At 59.8% G+C, this 21,562-nt stretch carries 20 protein-coding genes and 1 riboswitch; of the genes, 2 read left to right on the forward strand and 18 right to left on the reverse strand.

The features are described 5' to 3' along the window. Positions 1-30: 30 nt before the first annotated feature. The 5 genes from MARHY_RS18055 to MARHY_RS18075 all read right to left on the reverse strand — a co-directional run bounded on the left by MARHY_RS18055 (position 31) and on the right by MARHY_RS18075 (position 4,889). Entirely contained in the window at positions 31-330 is a 300-nt protein-coding gene (locus tag MARHY_RS18055; RefSeq protein WP_197535987.1) for a DUF2314 domain-containing protein, read from the reverse strand. 368 nt (positions 331-698) lie between these two features. After that, positions 699-1,823 (reverse strand): IS91 family transposase, encoded by a 1,125-nt coding sequence (locus MARHY_RS18060; RefSeq protein ID WP_041655279.1) that lies wholly within the window; start codon positions 1,821-1,823, stop codon positions 699-701. Then, a complete protein-coding gene (locus tag MARHY_RS18065; RefSeq protein ID WP_041655282.1) occupies positions 1,823-2,674 on the reverse strand; it encodes a tyrosine-type recombinase/integrase in 852 nt (283 codons plus the stop codon). Before MARHY_RS18065 ends, MARHY_RS18060 begins: the two co-directional genes overlap by 1 nt. 392 nt (positions 2,675-3,066) lie before the next feature. Then, the gene (locus MARHY_RS18070) at positions 3,067-3,840 is read right to left on the reverse strand and encodes a CLCA_X family protein (RefSeq protein ID WP_041655284.1); all 774 of its coding nucleotides are present in this window, start codon (positions 3,838-3,840) and stop codon (positions 3,067-3,069) included. 38 nt (positions 3,841-3,878) lie between these two features. Beyond that, positions 3,879-4,889: a 2-hydroxyacid dehydrogenase gene (locus tag MARHY_RS18075; RefSeq protein ID WP_014423109.1), complete on the reverse strand. Its 1,011-nt coding sequence runs from the start codon at positions 4,887-4,889 to the stop codon at positions 3,879-3,881. Between the two features lie 149 nt (positions 4,890-5,038). Between MARHY_RS18075 and MARHY_RS18080 the strand changes: the two genes are divergently transcribed. Then, on the forward strand, positions 5,039-5,632 hold the full coding sequence (locus MARHY_RS18080) for a LysE family translocator (protein ID WP_193364629.1): 594 nt from the start codon (positions 5,039-5,041) through the stop codon (positions 5,630-5,632). On the opposite strand, the gene MARHY_RS18085 is transcribed toward MARHY_RS18080, so the two are convergent. From MARHY_RS18085 to MARHY_RS18110, 6 genes are all read right to left on the reverse strand, one after another. Beyond that, positions 5,594-6,451 carry an AraC family transcriptional regulator gene (locus MARHY_RS18085; protein ID WP_041655687.1) on the reverse strand — a complete coding sequence of 286 codons (858 nt, stop codon included), beginning with the start codon at positions 6,449-6,451 and terminating at the stop codon, positions 5,594-5,596. The genes MARHY_RS18080 and MARHY_RS18085 overlap by 39 nt on opposite strands. Positions 6,452-6,540: 89 nt before the next feature. Further along, a complete protein-coding gene (locus MARHY_RS18090; RefSeq protein WP_014423112.1) occupies positions 6,541-8,028 on the reverse strand; it encodes a M48 family metalloprotease in 1,488 nt (495 codons plus the stop codon). After that, a complete protein-coding gene (locus MARHY_RS18095; protein ID WP_014423113.1) occupies positions 8,025-8,324 on the reverse strand; it encodes a hypothetical protein in 300 nt (99 codons plus the stop codon). Before MARHY_RS18095 ends, MARHY_RS18090 begins: the two co-directional genes overlap by 4 nt. Next, a complete protein-coding gene (locus MARHY_RS18100; protein WP_158011904.1) occupies positions 8,302-9,789 on the reverse strand; it encodes a CHASE2 domain-containing protein in 1,488 nt (495 codons plus the stop codon). The genes MARHY_RS18095 and MARHY_RS18100 overlap by 23 nt, the downstream gene beginning before the upstream one ends. 209 nt (positions 9,790-9,998) lie before the next feature. Continuing rightward, the gene (locus tag MARHY_RS18800; protein WP_041655289.1) at positions 9,999-11,057 is read right to left on the reverse strand and encodes a ribonucleotide-diphosphate reductase subunit beta; all 1,059 of its coding nucleotides are present in this window, start codon (positions 11,055-11,057) and stop codon (positions 9,999-10,001) included. 27 nt (positions 11,058-11,084) lie between these two features. Next, entirely contained in the window at positions 11,085-13,847 is a 2,763-nt protein-coding gene (locus MARHY_RS18110) for a ribonucleoside-diphosphate reductase subunit alpha (RefSeq protein ID WP_041655291.1), read from the reverse strand. 131 nt (positions 13,848-13,978) lie between these two features. Further along, positions 13,979-14,175: riboswitch (cobalamin riboswitch) on the reverse strand. Between the two features lie 144 nt (positions 14,176-14,319). On the opposite strand from MARHY_RS18110, the gene MARHY_RS18115 reads away from it, so the two are divergent. Continuing rightward, entirely contained in the window at positions 14,320-15,009 is a 690-nt protein-coding gene (locus MARHY_RS18115) for a DUF3047 domain-containing protein (RefSeq protein ID WP_081496595.1), read from the forward strand. A gap of 51 nt (positions 15,010-15,060) precedes the next feature. Here the strand turns inward: MARHY_RS18115 and MARHY_RS18120 are convergent, their stop codons facing one another. From MARHY_RS18120 to urtC, 7 genes are all read right to left on the reverse strand, one after another. Continuing rightward, positions 15,061-15,414 (reverse strand): zinc ribbon domain-containing protein, encoded by a 354-nt coding sequence (locus MARHY_RS18120; protein WP_014423118.1) that lies wholly within the window; start codon positions 15,412-15,414, stop codon positions 15,061-15,063. A 3-nt stretch (positions 15,415-15,417) separates the two neighbouring features. Further along, on the reverse strand, positions 15,418-16,650 hold the full coding sequence (gene fmdA / locus MARHY_RS18125; RefSeq protein ID WP_011787261.1) for a formamidase: 1,233 nt from the start codon (positions 16,648-16,650) through the stop codon (positions 15,418-15,420). Between the two features lie 135 nt (positions 16,651-16,785). Continuing rightward, complete coding sequence (locus tag MARHY_RS18130; protein WP_014423119.1) at positions 16,786-17,829, reverse strand: AAA family ATPase; 1,044 nt, start codon at positions 17,827-17,829, stop codon at positions 16,786-16,788. Positions 17,830-17,844: 15 nt separating this feature from the next. Further along, on the reverse strand, positions 17,845-18,891 hold the full coding sequence (locus MARHY_RS18135) for an aliphatic amidase (protein WP_014423120.1): 1,047 nt from the start codon (positions 18,889-18,891) through the stop codon (positions 17,845-17,847). A gap of 21 nt (positions 18,892-18,912) precedes the next feature. Further along, complete coding sequence (urtE, locus tag MARHY_RS18140; RefSeq protein WP_014423121.1) at positions 18,913-19,602, reverse strand: urea ABC transporter ATP-binding subunit UrtE; 690 nt, start codon at positions 19,600-19,602, stop codon at positions 18,913-18,915. 2 nt (positions 19,603-19,604) lie between these two features. Further along, complete coding sequence (urtD, locus tag MARHY_RS18145) at positions 19,605-20,363, reverse strand: urea ABC transporter ATP-binding protein UrtD (RefSeq protein WP_014423122.1); 759 nt, start codon at positions 20,361-20,363, stop codon at positions 19,605-19,607. After that, positions 20,363-21,562: an urea ABC transporter permease subunit UrtC gene (urtC, locus tag MARHY_RS18150; protein ID WP_014423123.1), complete on the reverse strand. Its 1,200-nt coding sequence runs from the start codon at positions 21,560-21,562 to the stop codon at positions 20,363-20,365. The genes urtD and urtC overlap by 1 nt, the downstream gene beginning before the upstream one ends.

Below are 21,562 nucleotides of genomic sequence, written 5' to 3' on the forward strand. Positions count from 1 at the left end.
GCGGAAAAGCGGTCGCCGTGCTGCCGCTGGTTATGTGGCATCTTGGTAAATATCGATGACGTGGCGAGACTGAAAGAACACGTCTTGGTCACATTTCAAGCAATCGCTGCCGTAGGGTTCATTGTCCAGCCTTCCCAAATAATACCCCTCATAAACCTGAGTTACCTCGACCCACATTCTCTCGACGGAGGTTGCTTCTGAGCCCGTCGTTTCTTCCATACTGAAAATCAATTTGACTAAATCTCCTACCCTTAACGACTCACGGGTGGACTTTTCGGGGATCCAAAATGTGTCCGGATGCTGTTCATGAATGACTTCGCCGTCATCCAAGACGTAATGATCCTCTTCGTAGGTAGGTAACTTCACAACTCACCTTTTTGACACATAACACTGAAGCATTTAATGGTCGTGCGCAGCATGGCCTTTAAATGTGGGTTGGACTAAGCCGCTGCCACCAATGCCAGCACACAATGTATAAGGGTAAAGTAAATTTTGAACGGATACCGGGATGGCGGTTCAGGCCCGCAAAGGTACTCTGCAGAAGTGCTTATCGTCCTGATGGTCCCCATAAAATGCCTCATCCCTGGGTGGTTTGGATCAGCCTACCCCCCTGTCTCTTTCATTGCCAGCCTCAGCCCGAGTCGAAGCCCAGCTCCTCAGGAACTGTAGCGCTCACAGGAAGCCGCCAGGGAAAGCGGCTAACCCGTCACTCTACCCACGGTTTTAAACCGGGGAATCTGCCGAACCATATAAACCACACCATCCTCGCATCGAGGGCACGGCCAGCTGCGTTGGGACTCCGAGCCATTCTTGACTTCAACATCGACCTCGGGTGGCTTTTGAAGGGCCTGACGAATGGCCGTCAGCTTGCGACGTCGGGTTCGGTTACTCAGATAACCAAAGTGACGAATCCGCATAAAGCCCTTGGGCAGGATATGCATGAGGAACCGTCGAACAAATTCCGCCCCTTCCAGTTGCAGGCTCTTCTGGCGTCCTCCTTCCCGGTAGTCCACATAGCGGATCATGATTCGGCCGCCGTCCTGTGACAACAAACGACCGTTACTGATAGCAATGCGGTGGGTGTAGCGAGCCAGGTAATCCACCACCGTCTCCGCCTGATTCAGACAAGGGCGGGCGTAAACCACCCAATCCTGCTGCATCACTTTTTTGAGTACGTCGTCGATGGCTTGAGGCTCCGTGAGTCTGTGCAATTCGCCGGTTCTGACCGATCGTCTGAGGGACGATACCATGCGGCCGCGAAAGCGGCGGGACAAGGCCCTGACGGGGAACAGATATTGATGTTTAGCCTCATGCCATTCTCCGGCCTCTGTGAGCACCCCGCCCGGAATCAGGCAATGCACGTGAACGTGGCGACTCAGATTCTGCCCCCAGGTATGGAGCACGGCTGTCATGCCCAACTCACCCTGCAAGTGTTTGGTTTTATGGCCAAACTGACTGAGCGTATTCCAAACTGACTCAAACAGGCGACGGTAAACCACTTCCGGGTGCACCTGAACCCAGCCATTCAGGGCGTGGGGCACGGTGAACACCAGGTGGAAGTAGGGTACCGGCAGTAGCGATCGACGCTGGCGCTCACACCACTGTTGGCTAGCCCGACTCTGGCATTGCGGACAATGCCGGTCCCGGCAACCGTAGTAATGCACGGTTCGTGCTTTGCAGTGATCACAACGCATTTCCATACCGCCCATCCGGGCTGTGCGGCAATCCATCAGTCGGCTGCACACCTTGCGACGGTGGCGGTCCAATGAGTCGGTCGAGAGGAACTGGGTCAGTGCCGACTGGACCGTAACTGAACCGGCCATCACGCACCTCCCAGATCCGCGATCAAGTCCGCAGGCGAACGGTTTTGTGAGGATATTCCCGGCAACCAGTGCAGGTAGCGCTCCGTGGTGCGCAGATCACTGTGCCCAAGATATTTCTGTAACTCGTTGAGCGGTACACCATGTTCCAGCTGATGGGTCGCATAGGCGTGGCGCAGTGCGTGTATCCCTCCGCGTCTTTGCACGCCGCTGAGTCGCTTGGCGTGACGATAAACCTTCTGGGCCGTGGTGGCGGTCAGGTGCTGACCAACCAGTACTTCACTCGGAAACAGCCAGAGTACGGGGCGGCCAAGGCACCAATACGCTCGCAATACATCGAGTAGCACGTCAGTCAGGGGCACCATGCGATCCTTACCGCCCTTGCCCTGATGGATGTGAAGCAGGTGGCGCTCCCCGTCGATGTTCTTCACTTGCAATGACACGACTTCACTCACTCGCAAGCCGCAGCCATACGTGATCAACAGCAAGGCCCGATGCTTGGGGTTCTTGGTGGCTCCCACTATCCTTGCAACGTCCTGACGAGTCAGTAACTCAGGAATGCGCTGTGGTCGCTTGGGCAGCACCAGGTTCACGTCGAAGTCTGCCCAATGCAGCACCTGCAGATACAAAAACCGAATGCCATGCAGGTAAAGCCGACAACTGGCCGGCGCCAGGGAACGTTCCTGGACGAGGTAATTAAAGTAGGTCTGCAGATCCCCGACCTCCAACTGGTCCGGGGATCGACGATAATATCGAGCCAGATCCGCGACTATATAGAGATAACTTTTTTGGGTCTGCGGGGAAGAACCATGCTGACGCATGGTCTGGATCATAGCCTGACGTAAGGGGGTCATGGCGGCATCTCCTCTTTGAAAAGCCCACTTGGGCCATTCAAAAGTATCCTCCAATCACCTCCATTCCGGGGAGATTCTCAGTATCACCGCTACCGCGGAGCGGTTTAGTTCAACAGCTAATTATACGAACCCGTTCGTATAACACGCATTCGTATAACTCCAAAACTCGCGGTGCTCGCAAACCCAAGCTTCGCCAATAAAATCAGCAGATTACCTGAACCCACCACGGCTACCGCCGGAGTTATACGCCCGTGTTCGAGCCACCCCTGCTCCATGTTGGGGGCGTATAACTCCGCCCGCCCTGTTTTTCCTTTTCAAACTTATCAGAAGGTTAGCAACAATTTCCGGAGCCTGCCCGGGGTTTTGCGAACGCGTTCGTATAACTCCGGTTTTTAGGCCGGTTTTAGCTGTAGTGCGCGGCCCAGAGAATGGAAGTAGGTTCGGAAGGCGGCGTTTATCCGGTCGCGCTGTTCGCCCTGTGGGTAAAGCCCCAGGCGGGCTTCTTCACTCTCTTTGGTGCCCTTCACCAGAAAGGCGTTCTTCACTGCAGCGTCCTGGATGAAGGCTTCGAAGGCTCGGGCGCAGAGTTCTTCTGGCTGGCTGTAGTAGTGCACGCCGGCGGCTTTGTCGGCTTTTGCGGAGTTCCGGAACAGGGGGCTGGGGTTTTGGCCGCTGTCGTCCAGCAGGATGGCCTGGTAACAGGCTTGCAGGCGCTGGTTCAGCGGGTGCTGGATGGCGTCCTGGCGGGTGAGCCATTGGCGGGAGGCGAACTGGCCCCGGGGTATGTTGGGGAACAGTTTGTCGCCGATGTAGTGGTCGAAGGCATGAAACCATTCGTGGGCGATGCTGCCGGGGCCGGCGTTTTTGGCCAGGGCGAAGCTGCGGGTGGCGGGGGTGTAATGGGCAGACACCCCGGGGCGGCCACCAATGCCGTATTGCAGGGCCAAAGTGCCACGCAGGGAGATCAGGCTTTCGGTGCCGCCGAGGATGGTCATCAGGTCGCACAGGGCGTCGTAGAACAGGGCGGCACTGTGCTGTTTTTCAGGTTCGGTTACCCAGCGGCCAATCTCGACGGATCGAAACTGGAACCGCCGGCGCACGTCTAGAAAGCTGACCGGTGCCCCGGCGCGGTGGTCGGGGCCGGTTCTGTAGAAGGGTCTGGGCATGGCGGCATTGTACGAAGGCGCGGGCGGCTTGTCTCAGTTCAGGTGCTGCCGTTGGCGGCCAGCACCCGGTTGGCGCACTCGCCGCCGGTTTCCAGGTCCGTCAGGTTGCTGAGTGTTGTGTGGGCAATGCTTTCCAGGGCGTTGCGGGTGAAAAACGCCTGGTGGCCGGTGATGACCACATTCGGGAATGTGAGCAAACGGGCGAACACGTCGTCTTTCAGCACGATATTGGAGAGATCTTCGAAGAACAGGTCGCTTTCTTCCTCATATACATCCAGCCCCAGGTAGCCCACCTGGCCGGATTTCAGGCCTTCGATGATGGCGGCGGTGTCCACCATGGCGCCCCGGCTGGTGTTGATCAGCATCACGCCTTTTTTCATTTTGGCCACGGCCGCGGCATCAATCAGGTGATGGGTGTCCGGGGTGAGCGGGCAATGCAGGGTCACAATGTCTGCTTCCCGGAACAGTTCGTCCAGGCTCACATATTCCGCGCCCAGCGTTTGCGCCTCCGGGTTGGCGTGCAGGTCGAAACACAGCACGCGGCAGCCGAACCCGCGCATGATGCGCACCACTTCCACGCCAATCTGGCCGGTACCCACCACACCCACGGTGCGACCCCGCAGATCGAACCCCAGCAGGCCGTCGAGCGCAAAGTTGCCATCACGAATGCGGTGGTAGGCCCGGTGGATCTGCCGGTTCAGGGTCAGGACCAGGGCGGCGGTGTGTTCGGCCACCGCGTAGGGGGAATACGCCGGTACCCGCACCACGGCGATGCCCAGGCGTTCGGCAGCTTTCAGGTCGACGTTGTTGAAGCCGGCGCAGCGCAGGGCCACGGCCCGGGTGCCGCCGGCGGCCAGCTGTTCCAGAACGTTGGCGTCCACCTGGTCGTTCACGAACACGCATACCGCGTCGAAGCCTTTGGCCAGTGCCGCAGTGGCCGCATTCAGGCGTGGTTCCAGGAAGACCAGTTCATGCTGGTGGCTGGCCTGGTTCGCCTGTGCCAGGAACTGTTCGTCGTAGGGCTTGGTGCTGAAAACCGCCACTTTCATGGGATTGGCCTCATCCGGTCTGGGTGGGTACGGGGTCTTTCAAACATAAATCAAATGCCCGGCGGCGAGCCACCGCAATTTTGTTCAATACCGGTTACGAGGCTCCGTGCACACTGGGCGCCTCCGTTGGTTTACAGAGTGCTGATGCTATGAGTCTGTCTATTATCCTGCCGATGTCGGCCTTCGCCCTGGTGGCTTCGGTGTCGCCGGGGCCGGTCAATCTGGTGTGCCTGAGCAGTGGCACGCGCTATCCGGTGTCTCAGGGCCTGGTGTTTGTCACCGGGGCCACTCTGGGGTTTATCGCCCTGTTTATGGCGGTGGGCCTGGGCCTGAATTCGCTGTTGGAACACGCGCCCGGGTTCGAGCGCTGGTTGAGCTGGGCTGGCGTGGCCTTCCTGCTGTACTTGAGCTACCAGCTGGCCACCGCCGATGGCCATCTCAGTGAGGATGAGGCACGCCCTGCCCCCGGCTTTGTCACCGGCGCCCTGATGCAATGGTTGAACCCCAAGGCCTGGCTTGCTTCGGTGGCGGGTATCAGCGCGTTTACCGAGCGCGGCAATACCACCCTGCTCTGGCTGTTTGCGGGGCTGTATCTGCCCATTTGCTGGCTCTCGCTGGCCAGTTGGGTGTATGTCGGGGCCGGGCTTCGCCGGCTGGTGCAGCAACCGCGAATCCTGCGCGGGTTCAATCGGGTTCTGGCGCTGTTACTTGCCGGAAGTTGCGTGTTCCTGCTGCTGGACTGAGGGCTGGCGATACTGGTTCGGGGTGGCCGCCACCACGCGTTTGAAGGTTCTCTGGAAATGCGCCTGGTCGGCAAAGCCGGCGTTGAGGGCCGCGTCGGCAATACTCACGCCACGTTTCAGTTCGCTCTGGCCGTGCTGTATGCGGCGGTTGATCAGGTAAGCGTGGGGCGTTAACCCGTAGCTTTGCCGAAACGCCCGCACCAGATGCCCCGGGCTGTAGCCACTGAGCTGGCACAGGTCGTCCAGCGATACCTCGTCGGTACAGTGGCTGTCCAGGTGCTCAGCCACCGCGGCCAGGGTGCCCGAGGGGCGCGGAATGCCCCGGGCCGGCGCTTCCGCCAGGCTCTGCATCAGGTCCAGCAGATATTCGGCAACCCGGCTCTGCTTTTCCAGCAGGTCCCGGCCCGGGTCCAGCAGGCAATCGGCCATGGTGCAGTAGTCCTGGTACTGGCGGGGGTCGGTGATCACTGCCGTGTCCAGGTCCTGCCAGTCTTCGCTGGGCAACAGGCCCGCTTCAAATCTGAGCCGGGTCAGCCAGGCGGTATCCACATACAGCATCAGATACGCCCAGGGCTGGTTATCAATGGGATTACAGGCGTGGGGCCATTCCGGGTTCATCAACACCAGCGTGCCGGCACTAACGTGGTACTGGTCGGTGCGGTACAGGAACGTGCTTTCACCGCCGGTTATGGCGCCGATCGACCAGTGCCGGTGGGTGTGCAGGGCATAACAGACCTCGCGCCCATCCTCGACTTTGCGCAGTTCCACAAGGGGCATGCGGGCGTCGCGCCAGAAGATGGGTGTGCGAGGATCGGTCATGGTGGTTGCCTCAAAGCGAATCGGCCAGGCCAGTGCGTATGGCACTAGCCTAGCAGAAGCTCATCCAATCAACCGCAACCGGTAACCCTTTATTGGCTTTCTGCCCTGGCAAGCAACTCATAAAAACTCACGTTGCGTTCCAGTGCCTGCCTGGCAAGGTCGCATCTCTCTCTTACCGCCACCTTACCGGCTCCGGCTTCACAAAGCTTTTCCTTCAGCGCACTCACGCCAGGAACCTGATACCGTTTGGACAAGTAGTATTCATCGGCCACGTAGGCATCTGGCAGGTCGAGATCCGCGAGCCTGGACACTGCGTCGTGCATGAGCCGTTTTTTGTCGGTATCCGAGAGGCCAGATTGCTGGTCCAGAAACCGGGTGGCCTCACTGAGCACACTGAAACTGGCATCGGGTCTTGCGATGAAGGCTTCCGCCATTTCCCGGGCTTTTTGTTGCTCACCCCGGGCCAGCACAGCACGAAACTTCAACAGTTGCAGATGGAGATTGTCGGGCTCGCTTGCCAGGGCACGGTCAACCAGTTGCGCGTAGTCTTTACTGGCGGGCGGGTAGGTGTGGATGGTTTTCAGGGACGTCACAGGCGCCAGGGCATCGACATCGATCTGAAGGTCCGTAAACGAGCGTGCCAGTATTGCGCCATCCAGATCGTAGATCGCCATCCGGACAATAGTCCGACGCTCTTCCGATGACAGATACTCGCGACCGCCCATATCGCTGGCAACAGAAGACAGCCATTTCTGGAGCTGGTTGTCGCTGACTTCCGCCTCCTGCTTTCTGGCTTTCAAGGCAGCTACGGTCATCATCTCTTCGTAGGCACTGCCGGCTACGGGTATTCCCTCTTTGTCATTCTTGAGCTTGGTTAAAAGCGCAATCATGGCCATTGGGCTGTATCGGGATTTTTCCAGAATCTTCACGGCCAACAAATCCGCTTCGGTTTCCTGCTGCCGGTTCCATTGGGTGAATCCTGCCGCCGCCACCAGGGCATCGGTCGATCCGCCCATGCGCAGGGTGGTCTCACGGGCTTTGTCGTCATTACCGAACAGGGAAATGGCCTGGGCCAGATCAGTTATGCCTTTTGTTGTGCTTTGCAGTTCGTTCTTCTGGTGATGATTCAGCCATAGATGAGAGAGTTCATGGGCCAGCAGTGCGGCCACCTCATCTCGGGTATCCAGATATTCCAGGGTTCCTGCCTGAATCACGACGGTACCCTCAGGGTAGGTAAACCCGCCGAAACTGTAGCTCGGGCCCACCCGAACCTGACAATGGCAGGGTCCGCCGTACCAGCTTTCTGCCAGTTCCTCGGCAATGGCCTGCAATGCCGGGGTGACATCACGGGCATTCAATGGCGCCACGCTGTCACTGCGCAAACGAACCGCATCCTCGGAAGGATCCTGACCTACTGCCTGATACTGACCGGCCTGGACAACAAGCTCATTGATTTCCTGCTGCCGCATCTCTTTGTTGGTGCTCCAGTCTTTCGACTGGTAAGGCGATGAGCTGCAGCCGATCAAGCCGAAACACACGGCGACTAAAACAAGCGCTGTTTTGTTATGACAGTTCATGGGCAGTCCTCCCCTACGCCACGGGCACTAGCCACCTGGTGGTCATCCGCAAACACCACCTGTGATTTATCGCAGTAAATAACCGGCTGTTTCGAATCGCTGGTAATCACCTCCGGAACAAACACCCGATAGGTGCCCCCCGGCCCTTCAAACAGGTACTGGCCCCGCTCCTTACCACTGATCGTGACGGGCAATTGCAAACCGAGCTCACGTGCCGGTACAAGCGAGCCATCCGGTTTGCTGACGAAGGCATTCTCCGGGTCATGAAAACCCTCAATGGACTGAGCCTCTGCCAAGGCCGAACTGCACAGCAGTGCAAGCAGCCAAAGCCATCGCTTTCCGTTCATTTTCCATCTCCTTTCTTTCTTTTCTGACTGCGATCAACAGTAACGGTGTCAAACCGATCAGCTCTGCCAGGAAGCCAGGGGTGCGGTGAAACAACAGTAAAACGCTGTAGAGCACACAAAGGCTGAAGACGATGATGATCAACTCAGCCAGCTCCACCGCCAACTCTGGCCATTCCGCTCGACGCTCGTCGCGCCAGCGCCATGCCAGAACCCAGCGCGCGAGCATGAGGATGAGAAAAAGGATCAGCGGCCAGGACAGCAACAGATCGACCGGAATGGTCCACCCTGGCAGACCAATCCCGGCGAGATTCCATTCCACCCCGATCGGTTTCAGATAGTCCGCGCCGTAATGCAGTAGGTTGCGAAGTGCTTCGGCATGCAGATAAACGCCAGGCAACTGCCCCGCAATTGGTGGGTTAAACAGATCTCTGGCCGAGGGTAAAGACACACCCACAATCGCAATCCGATTATGCAGGGGCATCTCGGTGAAGAAATCATCGCAGTTTGGCGCCAGGCAAAAGACATCCCGAAGGGTGGCAGTCGGCACCGGCGGGCATGGCTTGGCACCGTTGTTACTGACGGATTCTGCGCGAAGGATATTCTTGGCCCAGTGCCAGAGTGAGCTAAATCCGCCATTGTTTTCGGGCGTTGCACGGCAATCCAGCGTTGAGGTGATACGCTGCGCCGGCATTCCCCAACTGAGATGCATACCGGGAGGCTGGGGTACCATCCAGGCCTCCGCTGCCTTCGATAGATCACCGCAAGGCCTGGACCGCGGTTGCTGGCAATAGATCTCATATCCGGCAACAGCCAGCGTTGGAACCTCACCGTATTCAGGCAGTGCTCGCCTTATCGGATAGTGTGAGCCATAGCCGGACCAGCCAACCAACCCGATATCAGAAGCCGCTGCAATGAGTGGCTGAATTGAGGGTTCAAGGTGGCCCGGATGTTCACCAGCACTCATGACCAGGGCCAAACCCGTGTGCTCCCGAAAGTACTGCAATCGGGCCACAAGTAGCGGAAAGCTGTCATCCAGCTGGCGCGCACGATAGAAGGTGATGTCGAGAATAATCGTGCCATACCCCAGGCGGCGAAGGGCGTCGATCAGAACCAGGTGGTCGCTGTAGGCCAGAGGCCAGTCATTGGCGCTCAGGTAACCATTTTCTTCGTGGGAGAGCCGACGGATGGAGGCGTCATCAATCAGAATGACATCGACCAGGTCGGCACCGCTGGTCGTCACCGCCTGGTCATAGAACGGTGAAAACAGCCGATCAAATCCGTCACTGATCGCTTGGGTGCTTCTTGAGCTGATGCCAAAAGGATCGGCAAAAACAAGAAAATAGCCCACCACCAGGAGCGCCCAGTGGCGGCGAATCATTCCGGCTAGCGATGTGCCTGCATGTAACGTCTGCACTCTGGCCTCCGCACGGGGATGCAATCCCACGCTGCCCGCACTGCGGAAGCGAGCAAGTTATGAGTGCTTACTCAGGCAACAATCAGGCCTATTGTAAAAAAACACGCTTTATCTGGTCACTTAATATACAGACCAATGCTGTTTCTATTCTGTTTTGTAAAGAACTCTGACAGATACCCACTTCTCAGAGCAGGTATCTGAATGCTCAATTACCACTCCAGCTGCGCACCGGTCTGATACTCAATCACCCGGGTTTCAAAGAAGTTCTTCTCCTTGCGCAGGGTGGCCTGCTCATCCAGCCAGGGCGACACGTTCTTCGCCCCCGGGAACGGTTCTTCCAGGCCCACGGTGCGGGCCCGGCGGTTAGCCACAAAGCGGAACTGTTCGCTGTGGTATTCCGCCGAGTAACCCAGGATCGGGTCCCGCAGCACGTAGTTGGCGTAGGCCATTTCCGCGGCTTCGGATTCGTCCCACATCTCGCGCACCGCTTTCGGGTCCAGGGTGATTTTCTCTTCCTCGAGAATCTGGTTCACCACTTTCAGGCCGAAGGAGAAGTGCATGGCTTCGTCCCGCAGGATGTACTGCAACTGTTCGCCCGTACCCCGCATCAGGCCCCGGCGCTGCAGGGCGAAGATGGGGCTGAAGCCGTTGTAGAACCAGCAGCCCTCAAACACGGCGGCGAAGAACAGGTAGGACATCACGAAGTCCTGCAGCTCTTCCGGGTTGCGCAGGTTCATGTCGGAGCGCATGGCGGCGTCCAGCCGGCGGTTGGCCAGCTGGATTTTGCCGTTGATCTCCGGCACCACGCGGTAGCGGTTGTAGATCTCGCTCTGGTCCAGGTTCAGGGTTTCGATGCAGTGCTGGTAGGTCCAGGTGTGCAGCGCTTCCTCGTACACCTGGCGGGCCTGGTAGATCTGCAGTTCCGGCGCACTCATCTTCTCCATCACCGCCAGGCCGATGTTGCGCATGGCAAGGATGTCGGAGGTGGTCAGGTACGCCAGCACGTTCTCGTACACGTGTTTTTCCGCCGGCGTCAGCCGGTGGTGGTAGTCGTGAACGTCCTGCGCCATGTTCACGTCCAGCGGCGTCCAGTGGTTCTTGTTGGCGTTCATGAAATACTCCCAGGCCCAGGGGTACTTGAACGGAGCCAACTGGTTGATGTCGGTCTCGCCGTTAATCACCCGCTTGTCGTCGACATTCACGGGCGCCGGGCCGCCGGTGGCGGCGGCAGTGGTTTGCGCTTTTGGTTCGTCGTCCCAGTCCAGCATGTGGGTGCCTCCCAAATAAGTAAATGGTTACTGACAAGCTTCGCAGTCGGGATTGTCGATGCTGCACACCTGTGGCTGTGGCGCCGACACCGGCGCTGTCTTCTCGGCGCCAGTGGCCCCCAGGGAGCGCAGGTAGTAGGTGGTTTTGAGGCCACGCTCCCAGGCCAGCTGATACAGGGCATCCAGCTTCTTGCCGCTGGGCTCGGCCATGTACAGGTTCAGGCTCTGGGCCTGGTCCAGCCATTTCTGGCGCCGGGCCGCCGCTTCCACCAGCCAGCGCGGGTCAATCTCGAATGCGGTGGCGTAGCGGGCCTTGAGCTCGGCGGGGATGCGGTCGATCTGCTGCACGCTGCCATCGAAGTATTTCAGGTCGTTCACCATCACGTTGTCCCACAGGCCTTCGGCCTTGAGATCACGCACCAGCGAGGGATTCACCACGGTGAACTCGCCGGACAGGTTCGATTTCACGAACAGGTTCTGGTACGCCGGTTCGATGGACTGGGACACGCCCACGATGTTGGAAATGGTCGCGGTCGGGGCAATGGCCATCACGTTGCTGTTGCGCATGCCGTTTTTGGCAATCAGCTCCCGCACCGGGGTCCAGTCGAGGCGGCTGTGGGTATTGAGCGACAGGTCGCCGTCCCGGCGGTTGTCCTTCAGCAGGCCCACCGAATCCATCGGCAGGATGCCCTGGCTCCACAGCGAGCCTTCGTAGGTGTCGTAGGCGCCCCGCTCACCCGCCAGCGTGGCGGAGGCACGCAACGCGAAGTAGCTGAGTTGCTCCATGGCAACGTCGGCAAATTCCACCGCTTCCGGGCTGGAGTACGGCAGGCCCAGCTGGTACAGGGCGTCCTGGAAGCCCATCAGGCCCAGGCCCACCGGGCGATGCTTCAGGTTGGAATTGCGCGCCTGCGGCACGGCGTAGAAGTTAATGTCGATGACGTTATCGAGCATGCGCACGGCGGTGTTCACGGTGCGCTCCAGGCGCGTAACGTCCAGCTCGCCGTCCTTGATGTGGGCAGCCAGGTTCACCGAACCCAGGTTGCACACCGCAATCTCATCGGCACTGGTGTTCAGGGTGATTTCGGTACACAGGTTGGAGCTGTGCACCACGCCCTGATGCTGCTGCGGGGAGCGCAGGTTGCACGGGTCCTTGAAGGTGATCCAGGGGTGACCGGTCTCGAACAGCACGGTGAGCATCTTGCGCCACAGCTGTTTGGCCGGAATTTTCTTGAACAGCTTGATCTTGCCTTGCTCGGCCAGGGCTTCGTAGTGCTGGTAGCGCTCACGGAAGGCGTTGCCGTACAGGTCGTGCAGGTCTGGCACATCGCTGGGGGAGAACAGGGTCCAGTCGCGGTCTTCGCGCATGCGTTCGATCAGCAGATCCGGCACCCAGTTGGCGGTGTTCATGTCGTGGGTACGGCGGCGCTCATCGCCGGTGTTCTTGCGCAGTTCCAGGAACTCTTCGATATCCAGGTGCCAGCTTTCCAGATAGGCACAGACCGCGCCCTTGCGCTTGCCGCCCTGGTTCACCGCCACGGCGGTGTCGTTGACCACTTTCAGGAACGGCACCACGCCCTGGCTCTGGCCGTTGGTGCCCTTGATGTGGGAGCCCAGGGCCCGCACCGGCGTCCAGTCGTTGCCCAGACCACCGGCCCATTTGGACAGCAGGGCGTTATCGCGAATGGCCCCGTAAATGCCCTCCAGGTCGTCGCCCACCGTGGTCAGGTAGCAGGACGACAGCTGGGAATGCCGGGTGCCGCTGTTGAACAGGGTGGGCGTGCTGGCCATGTAATCGAAACTGGACAGCAGCTCATAGAATTCGATGGCGCGGGCGTTGGGGTCGTCCTCACGCAGCGCCAGGCCCATGGCCACCCGCATAAAGAAGACCTGGGGCAGTTCCAGGCGGGCCTTGTTCCAGTGCAGGAAGTAACGGTCGTACAGGGTTTGCAGGCCCAGGAAGCCGAACTGGAGATCGCGCTGCGGTTTCAGGGCGTTGCCAAGGCGTTCCAGATCAAAGGCCGCCAGGGCTTCGTCCAGCAGTTCGTAGCGGATACCGGCGTGAACAAAGGCGCTCAGGGCCTGTGGATAAATCTCTGCCAGCGGAAGACTGCGGGGCAGGTCCAGGGCTTCCGCTGTTTCCAGGCGGAGCTGTTCCAGCAGCAGGCGGGCGGTTACGGCGCTGTAGTCGGGTTCCCGTTCAATGCGGCCCCGGGCGGTCATGATCAGGGCAGACAGGACTTCAGTCTCTTCAATGCCGTCGTAAAGGTTGCGCAGGGCATCTTCCACCAGCGAATCGCCGTCAATACCGTCCAGGCCGGTGGCCGCCTGTTCCACCTGCTGCTTCATCAGGCCCAGATCCAGCGGGGCGATGCTGCCATCGGTTTTTTTCACGGTCAGGTGCGGGTGCGCTTCCACCGGCTCGTCCACGGCGCGCTGGCGGGCGTGTTCTTCACGGTACAGCACGTAGGCCCGGGCCACTTTCTGCTCTTCGGCCCGCATCAGGGCCAGTTCCACCTGGTCCTGGATGTCTTCGATGTGCACCTTGCCACCGGCTTTGAGGCGGCGGCTGATGGCCTGCACTACCTGTTCGGTAACCCGGTGCACGGCGTCGTTGATGCGGGCGGAACCGGCTGCCTGGTCCCCTTCCACCGCCAGGAAGGCTTTGGTTACCGCCACACTGATCTTGGCCGGGTTGAAACTCACCAGGGTGCCGTTTCGTTTGATAACTTGCAGGGATTGGGTATCGGTCGCGGGGGCCGGGGGTTCGGCAATGACAGTGGCTGTCATGGTGCTCTCCTGAATTCGCGTTGGTTCCGTTTCACCCTCGCGAACGCAGTGGCACACCTTGCCCCGAATACGGGCAGGCCTGACCAATCTGCTCACCCTTGAATCGCGAAGGTGCAGTCCAGAAACCCATGGGGGGCTTCTGATCCCTGGCAGGTCTTCGGACTCAGGGGCGTGAACCTTTCAGCTCTGCCTAACGTGGCGACTTCCCGGCTTGCGCCAGTGTCATCTTGCCACGCTCGTTCCCCAATACCGCTGCGCGTCAGTTCCGGATTCTCACCGGATTCCCGACTACCCTGTGATCAAGATGATCAGAGTTTGATCACAATATATGGTAGTTAACCAAGGACCCGATCACTATATAGGGCCGAATACGCCAAGACAAGGCACTTTTTGCAACAGAGCCTGTCCATCTCCAGACCACCGGATTTGAGGAATGAATGTGAGAATTTCACTGCTTTTGGCCAGTACCCTGATGCTCGGTCTCGCCGCCAGCCCGGTGTGGGCAGACACAGACCGGCTAACCCGGTTCTCCACCATGACCTCACTGGAGGACGGCTGGGAGCCCCTGACCTTTCCGAACATCGAGACACACACCCGCTACACCCTGGACACGGACGACGGCCAGCAGGTGGTCCGTGCCGACGCAGACGCCAGCGCTTCCGGGCTGATTGCCCGTGTTGAGCTGGTGCCCGGCGACTCGCTCACGCTGTCATGGCGCTGGAAGGTGTCGAACATCTACGAAGCCGGCAACGCCCGCGAAAAGTCCGGTGATGACTACCCTGCCCGCATCTACGTCGCCTTTGAGTTTCAGCCGGACAAGGCCGGCTTTTTTGAACGGGCCAAGCGCAAGACCGTGGAAGTGCTGTTCGGCGAGACCCTGCCCGGCAACGCCCTGAACTACATCTGGGCCAATCAGCTACCAGAGCAGAGCATGGTCGCCAACGCCTACACCGACAAAACCATGATGATTGCTGTCAACTCCGGGCCGTCGCGGGTGGGCGAATGGGTGACCGTTACCCGGGACCTGGTGGCAGATTACCGGCAGGCCTTCGGCGAAGAACCGCCCGCCATTGTGGGCGTGGCCATCATGACCGACGCCGACAACACCGGCGAGCAGGCCACGGCCTGGTATGGCGACCTCACCCTGGAGCAAAACCGCTGATCGGCCATAAAAAAAGGCCCCTCAAGGGGGCCAAACACGTGAAAGCAATGGTCAGTGGCTGATCATCCAGGGCCGCATGGACGGGAACATCTTCTTGCCGTCGGCGGTGTAGAACAGCATGTGTTTACCGTCCGACTTTTTCTTGCAGCCACAACTCTTGCGGTGCTCGGCGTCCCGGACCCGCTGGTCGGCGGTGGAGATGATGGGCTCATGGCTCGCCTTCTCATTCCGCGCCTCCGCGTTGCGGCGGGCCGGGTCCATGGCCAGGAGCTCCGGCGGCAGCACAATCACCCGGGGTGACAGCGCCTTGCAGGTGGGGCAATGGGCCGGATTACCGGCTTCGGCCATGGCGCCCAGTTCCTGGAACAGCCCGTGTTCCCGGCATTTGTAGTCGTACAGTGGCATGGCTTACTCCTTGTCCGGTGAAAGGGGTACGTCGGTGCCCGGCGTGACCTTCCTGGTCGGTCCTTCCGCCGTGGGGTTGATGTCGAAGTCGAAGATTTCGGTCGGCAACCACAGGGTGGCGCAGGCGTTGGGCACATCCACCACGCCACTGATGTGGCCTTCCACCGGCGCACAACCAAGCAACGCGTAACCCTGAGCCGGGGTGTAACCGAACTTGGTCAAGTAGTTGATGGCGTTGAGGCAGGCCTGGCGGTAGGCCACGTGCACGTCCAGGTAGTGCTGCTGGCCCTCTTCATCCACCGAGATGCCCTCGAAGATCACATAGTCCTCGTAGCGCGGCTTGATGCTGCTGGGTTTGAAGACCGGGTTCTTGATGCCGTATTTGGCCATACCGTCCTTGATCAGGTTCACCCGCAGATGAATCCAGCCGGCCATTTCGATGGCGCCGCAGAAGGTGATCTCGCCGTCGCCCTGGCTGAAGTGCAGGTCGCCCACCGACAGGCCTGCCCCCTTCACATAGACCGGGAAATACACCTTGGAACCACGGGACAAGTCCTTGATGTCACAGTTACCACCGTGTTCCCGGGGCGGTACGGTGCGGGCGGCTTCCAGCGCCGCCTCTTTGGCGGCATCACCCGCCAGCTTGCCCAGGTGGGCAGTGTCGGCGTAGGGCAGGTTTGCCAGGCCCGGCACCCGATCCGGCTCGGTGTCGTACAGTTCTTTCTCGCGCTTGTTCCACTCCGCCAGCATTTCCTTGGACGGCAGGCAGCCGATCAGGCCCGGGTGGATCATGCCGGCGAATTCAACGTTGGGGATGTGGCGGGATTTGGTGAACATGCCGTTGAAATCCCAGATGGATTTCTGGGCTTCCGGAAAGTGCTCGGTCAGAAAGCCGCCGCCGTTCTTCTTGGAGAAGAAACCGTTGAAGCCCCACTGGCTGTCCTTGAAGGCACCGATGTCGAGGATGTCCACTTCCAGCAGGTCGCCGGGTTCTGCGCCCTCCACGCCCACCGGGCCAGACAGGAAGTGAACCTGGGTCAGATCCACGTCGCGCACGTCGTCGGCGCTGTCGTTGTTCTTGATCTGGCCACCGGTCCAGTCGTAACACTCGAGGATGAAATCGTCCCCGGGCTTGACCGTCGCCGCCATGGGAATGTCCGGATGCCAGCGGTTGTGGATATTCTCGTTCTCGTACGCGGATTTGCTCAAATCGATCTTGATGAGTGTTTCGGCCATAGCGGTCGCTCCTTGGTTCTTGGCGTTCGGCGTCTAAGCTTGGGAACGCAGTGCCCGACGGCGCCTGCGCTGACCGTTTCACTATCCGCGATACGCCACCGGCGCGGTATTCGCGAATTGCCCCCGGCACCTACGTCATTCGACGTATTGGCGCACCACTATCTCCTGCCCCTTAAGCTCGGCCAGAAATGAGGAATGCTCGGGATGCGCCAGCAACGCACGGGCCAGCGCCGGCTCCAGTTTCTGGCGGAACGCCCGTAGCATCTCGCGGGCGCCATAGCGGCTGTCGTAATCGCGACACAACACACTGCGCAGCTCCACCGACAAATCCAGCGAGGCCTGTTTGCGGGCCAGGCGCTTGTTCAACCCGGCCAGTTCGATCTCCAGAAGGGCATACAGCCACTGGTCTGTCAGGGGGTTGAACGTAAGAATCTGGTCAATCCGGTTCAGGAACTCCGGATCGAAATGCCGGCGCAGGGCCCTGTCCCGAAGGTTCTCCTGCGGGCCCGGCTCCAGCCCCAGCCAGCGGCGCCAGCCTCGCTGATAGCGATGATGGTGCGCTTCCGCTTCCAGGGCTCCGGCGTTGCTGGTCATAAAGATCAGGGTGTTGCGGAAGTCGATTTCCCGGTTGCCGGAGGGGAACACCAGCCGGCCGGTATCGAGCACATTAAGCAGGGTCCGGGTGACCTCCTTGCTGGCCTTTTCAAGCTCGTCGAACAGGACAATCCCCGGTTTGCTGAACGATCCCTGAACCTTCTCAAGATCAAACAGGCTGTGGCCTTCCTTGCTGCCCACATAACCGGGCGGCGCGCCGGTCAGCGCCGCCGCGTAGTGCTCCTGGGCCAGGGTGTTCATGTCGATGCGGCACAGGGCATCGCGGCTGCCATGAATGGCCTCGGCAATCAACCGTACGGTTTCAGTCTTGCCCACCCCGGTCGGCCCCAGAAACAAGTGAACCGCCAGCGGGCGGTTCTCTTCACCGATGTCGGCCTTGACCCGAACCAGCATGGATTCCATCGCCTCCAGGGCGTGCTGCTGGCCGACGATATTGGCCCGCAGGCTCGCCATTACGGCGTCCGGCTCAAAGCGGAACCGGGAAACACGAACCGGGCCTGAATCGGCCCGGTTCCTTGCCAGCGTTTCCCGGTTGGCTTCCAGCCGCTCATTGATAAACGGCATCGCGGTCTCCCGGGCTCAGGCCCCTGCAGTTTTTTCCTTGCCATCGAACGGCAGTTCACCCACCGGGCACTCCGCCGTGCCCACGGTTTTGCGGGTCATGGCCTCGACATTTTCCTGGGCTTTCTGGGCGTCCATCACCCAGGTGCGATAGAACTCGAACGGGCAATCGGCCACGCCCTTGTCGCCGTCACCGGAGTTGTGGACGCCGGTGTAGCCCCGGTGCAGCAGTTTGAACAGGTGGTTCTGGGACTGGTCGTTGGCGCGGGCGTCACGGATCTGGCTAACCGACAACTGGGCGTACTGAACCCCCATGTCCTCCTCGCCACATTCACCCAGGGTACGACCATCAAAGCCGATGATGGCGGAGTGCCCGAAGTACGAATACACCCCGTCGAAGCCGGAGGCATTAGCCACCGCCACGTAACAGTTGTTGGCCCAGGCCATGCTCTTGGCCATCATGATCTGCTGTTCCTTGGCCGGATACATGTAACCCTGGCACCGCACAATCAGCTCCGCCCCCTTCATGGCGCAGTCGCGCCAGATCTCCGGGTAGTTGCCGTCGTCACAGATGATCAGACTGATCTTCATCCCCTTCGGCCCCTCGGTCACATAGGTGGTATCGCCGGGGTACCAGCCCTCAATCGGGCACCAGGGAATGCACTTGCGGTATTTCTGGACAATCTCACCCTCGTTGTTGATCAGCACCAGGGTGTTGTAGGGCGCCTTGTTGGGATGATCTTCATGGCGCTCGCCGGTGAGCGAAAACACCCCCCAGGTATTCGCCTCCCGGCAGGCCGCCGAGAAAATCGCTGTCTCATCTCCGGGAATGGTGGCGGCGGTCTCCATCATCTCGTCGTTGTCGTACATGATCCCCATGGTGCTGTATTCCGGAAACACCACCAGATCCATCCCCGGCAGCCCCACCTTCATCCCCTTGATCATGTCCGCAATCTTGCGGGCGTTGTCCAGCACCTCGGCTTTGGTATGCAGCCGGGGCATCTTGTAGTTCACCACCGCCACGCCGACGGTATCGTTACTGCTGGAAATATCACCGTGTCTCATATTAATTCCCCCTCAACAAAGCTAAACGGCCAGATAACTGGCAATCTTGTCCTGATCCGCCTCTTCCCGAAGCTCCTCGTGCACAATCTCCCCCTTCTCGATCACCAGAATCCGATCCGCCGCATCCATCACAAAGCTCAGCACCTGCTCCGACACCACAATCGACAACCCCCGCTCGTCGCGAATCCGCCGAAGGGTTTTGGCAATCTCCTTGATGATGTTGGGCTGGATGCCCTCGGTCGGCTCATCGAGCAGAAGCACCTTGGGCCGGGTCGCCAGGGCCCGGGCGATGGCCAGCTGTTGCTGCTGCCCGCCGGAAAGGTTGCCGCCCCGGCGGTGCTGCATTTCCTTCAGCACCGGAAACAGCTCATAAAGGTCTTCCGGAATTTTCTTCTCGCCCACCGCAGCCAGACCTGTCTCGATGTTTTCCTTCACCGTCAGGGTCGGGAAAATCATCCGCCCCTGGGGCACAAACCCGATGCCGGCCCTCACCCGCTGGAAGCTCTTCAGGTTCGACAGGTCCGTGCCATCCAGCGTGACCTGGCCACCGCGGCTCGGGGTCATACCCACCAGGGATTTCATCAGGGTGGTTTTACCCATACCGTTGCGGCCAACCACCGCCACGATTTCCTGCTTGCCCACCTCCAGGTTCAGGTCCTGGATAATGCTGCTCTGGCCATAGGCCACCGAATGTTGTTTGACGCTCAGCATGATTAATGCCCCAGGTAGACTTCGATGACTTTCGGATCCGACTTCACGTGCTCGATGGACCCCTCAGACAGAACCTTGCCCTGGTGCATCACCGTGACCCGGTCTGCGATATCCCCGACAAACTGCATGTCGTGCTCGATCACCAGCACCGTGTGGTCTTTGGTAATGCGCCGCAGCAGTTCAGCGGTTTTCTTGCGCTCGGCTACCGACATACCGGCCACCGGTTCATCCAGCATCAACAGGTCCGGCTTCTGGATCAGCAGCATGCCAATCTCCAGCCACTGCTTCTGGCCGTGACTGAGCAGGGACGCCGGCTGGTCCAGGGCATCTTTCAGGAAGATGGTCTCGGCCACTTCTTCCACCGCAGCCACCACCTCAGCCGAGCGTTTGAAGGCCAGAGCCCCCATCACGCTGTGGCCCTGTGGATAAGACACCTCCAGGTTCTCGAATACCGTCAGGTCCTCGAACACCGACGGCGTCTGGAACTTGCGGCCAACACCGGAATGCACAATCTGGTGCTCCTTGAGTCTGGTCAGCTCCTTGCCATCAAACTTGATGGAACCCGAGGTCGCCTTGGTCTTGCCGCAAATCAGGTCCAGTACCGTGGTTTTGCCGGCCCCGTTGGGGCCGATGATGACCCGGATCTCTTTCGGGTCCAGGTAGAACGAGAGATCATCCACCGCCTTGAAGCCATCGAATGAGACGGTCAGGCCCTCCACTGCGAGCAGGAAGTCCTTGCTCTGTACTTTGGCTGCGTTCATCAGGATTTCTCCGGGCTGTATTGATCCAGCATCGGGTCGTAATCACGGCCCTCATCTTGGCGGGCAGCAGGCGCTGGCTTCGCCGGAGCGCTCGCCGCTGCTTTCGGCTTGCGCTTGAACAGACGGTCTTCCAGGGGCATCACGTAGGTCTGGTACAGGCCGGCCAGCCCGTTCGGGAAAGCCAGCACCACACCGATGAACAACGCGCCCATGGCGAACGGCCACAATTCCGGGAAGGATTCGGAGAAGCCGCTCTTGGCGGCGTTCACCAGCAACGCGCCGTAGACTGCGCCCAGAATCGACAGGCGACCCCCGAGGGCACAGAAGATGACCATTTCAATGGAGGCAACGATGCCGATGAACGAGGGCGACATGAAGCCGACAATCAGGGTGAACAGCGCGCCGCCAATGCCCGCAAAGGCGGCGGCCAGGCAGAACACGAAGATCTTGAACGCGGCCACGTCATAGCCTGAGAAACGCACCCGGTTTTCCTGGGCGTTCATGGCCACCAGGATGCGACCGAGCTTGCGGTTCTGAACAAACCGGGCCACGAACAGGCACACAAACAGCAGGCCCACGCACACGAAGTACAGGATGGTTTTGGCCTCGTCGGTGCGGATGTCCCAGCCCATCAGGGTCTGCAGATCGGTAATGCCGTTGACACCCCCGGTGTAGCCCTGCTGACCAATGATCAGAATGGTCAGGATGGCGGCGATGGCCTGGGTGATGATGGCGAAGTAGACGCCCCCCACCCGGCGGGTAAACATCGCAAAACCGATGATGAATGCCAGCAGCACTGGCACACCGACGATCGCCAGCAGGGTGAACGAGAAGCTGTGGAACGGTTCCCAGAACCACGGCAGCTCGGTCAGCTGGTTCCAGTCCATGAAGTCCGGGATACCCGGGGTGGACTGGATGGCCGTGGCCTCCGGCGTGGAAGCCTCCAGCTTCAGGAACATGGCCATGCAGTAGCCACCCAGGCCGAAGAACACGCCCTGGCCCAGGCTGAGGATGCCGGCTTTGCCCCAGCACATCACCAGGCCGATGGCCACGAAGGCGTAGGTGAGGTATTTACCCACCATGTTCAGGCGGAACGGGTCCAGCGCCAGCGGCAGGATGACAACCAGCAGCAACGCCAGTGCCAGATAGTAGAGTCCCTCTCGGGAGGTAAACCATTTCAAAGGGGAAGTGTTTTTCAT

It is taken from the genome of Marinobacter nauticus ATCC 49840, assembly GCF_000284615.1.
Classification (GTDB): Bacteria; Pseudomonadota; Gammaproteobacteria; order Pseudomonadales; family Oleiphilaceae; genus Marinobacter; species Marinobacter nauticus.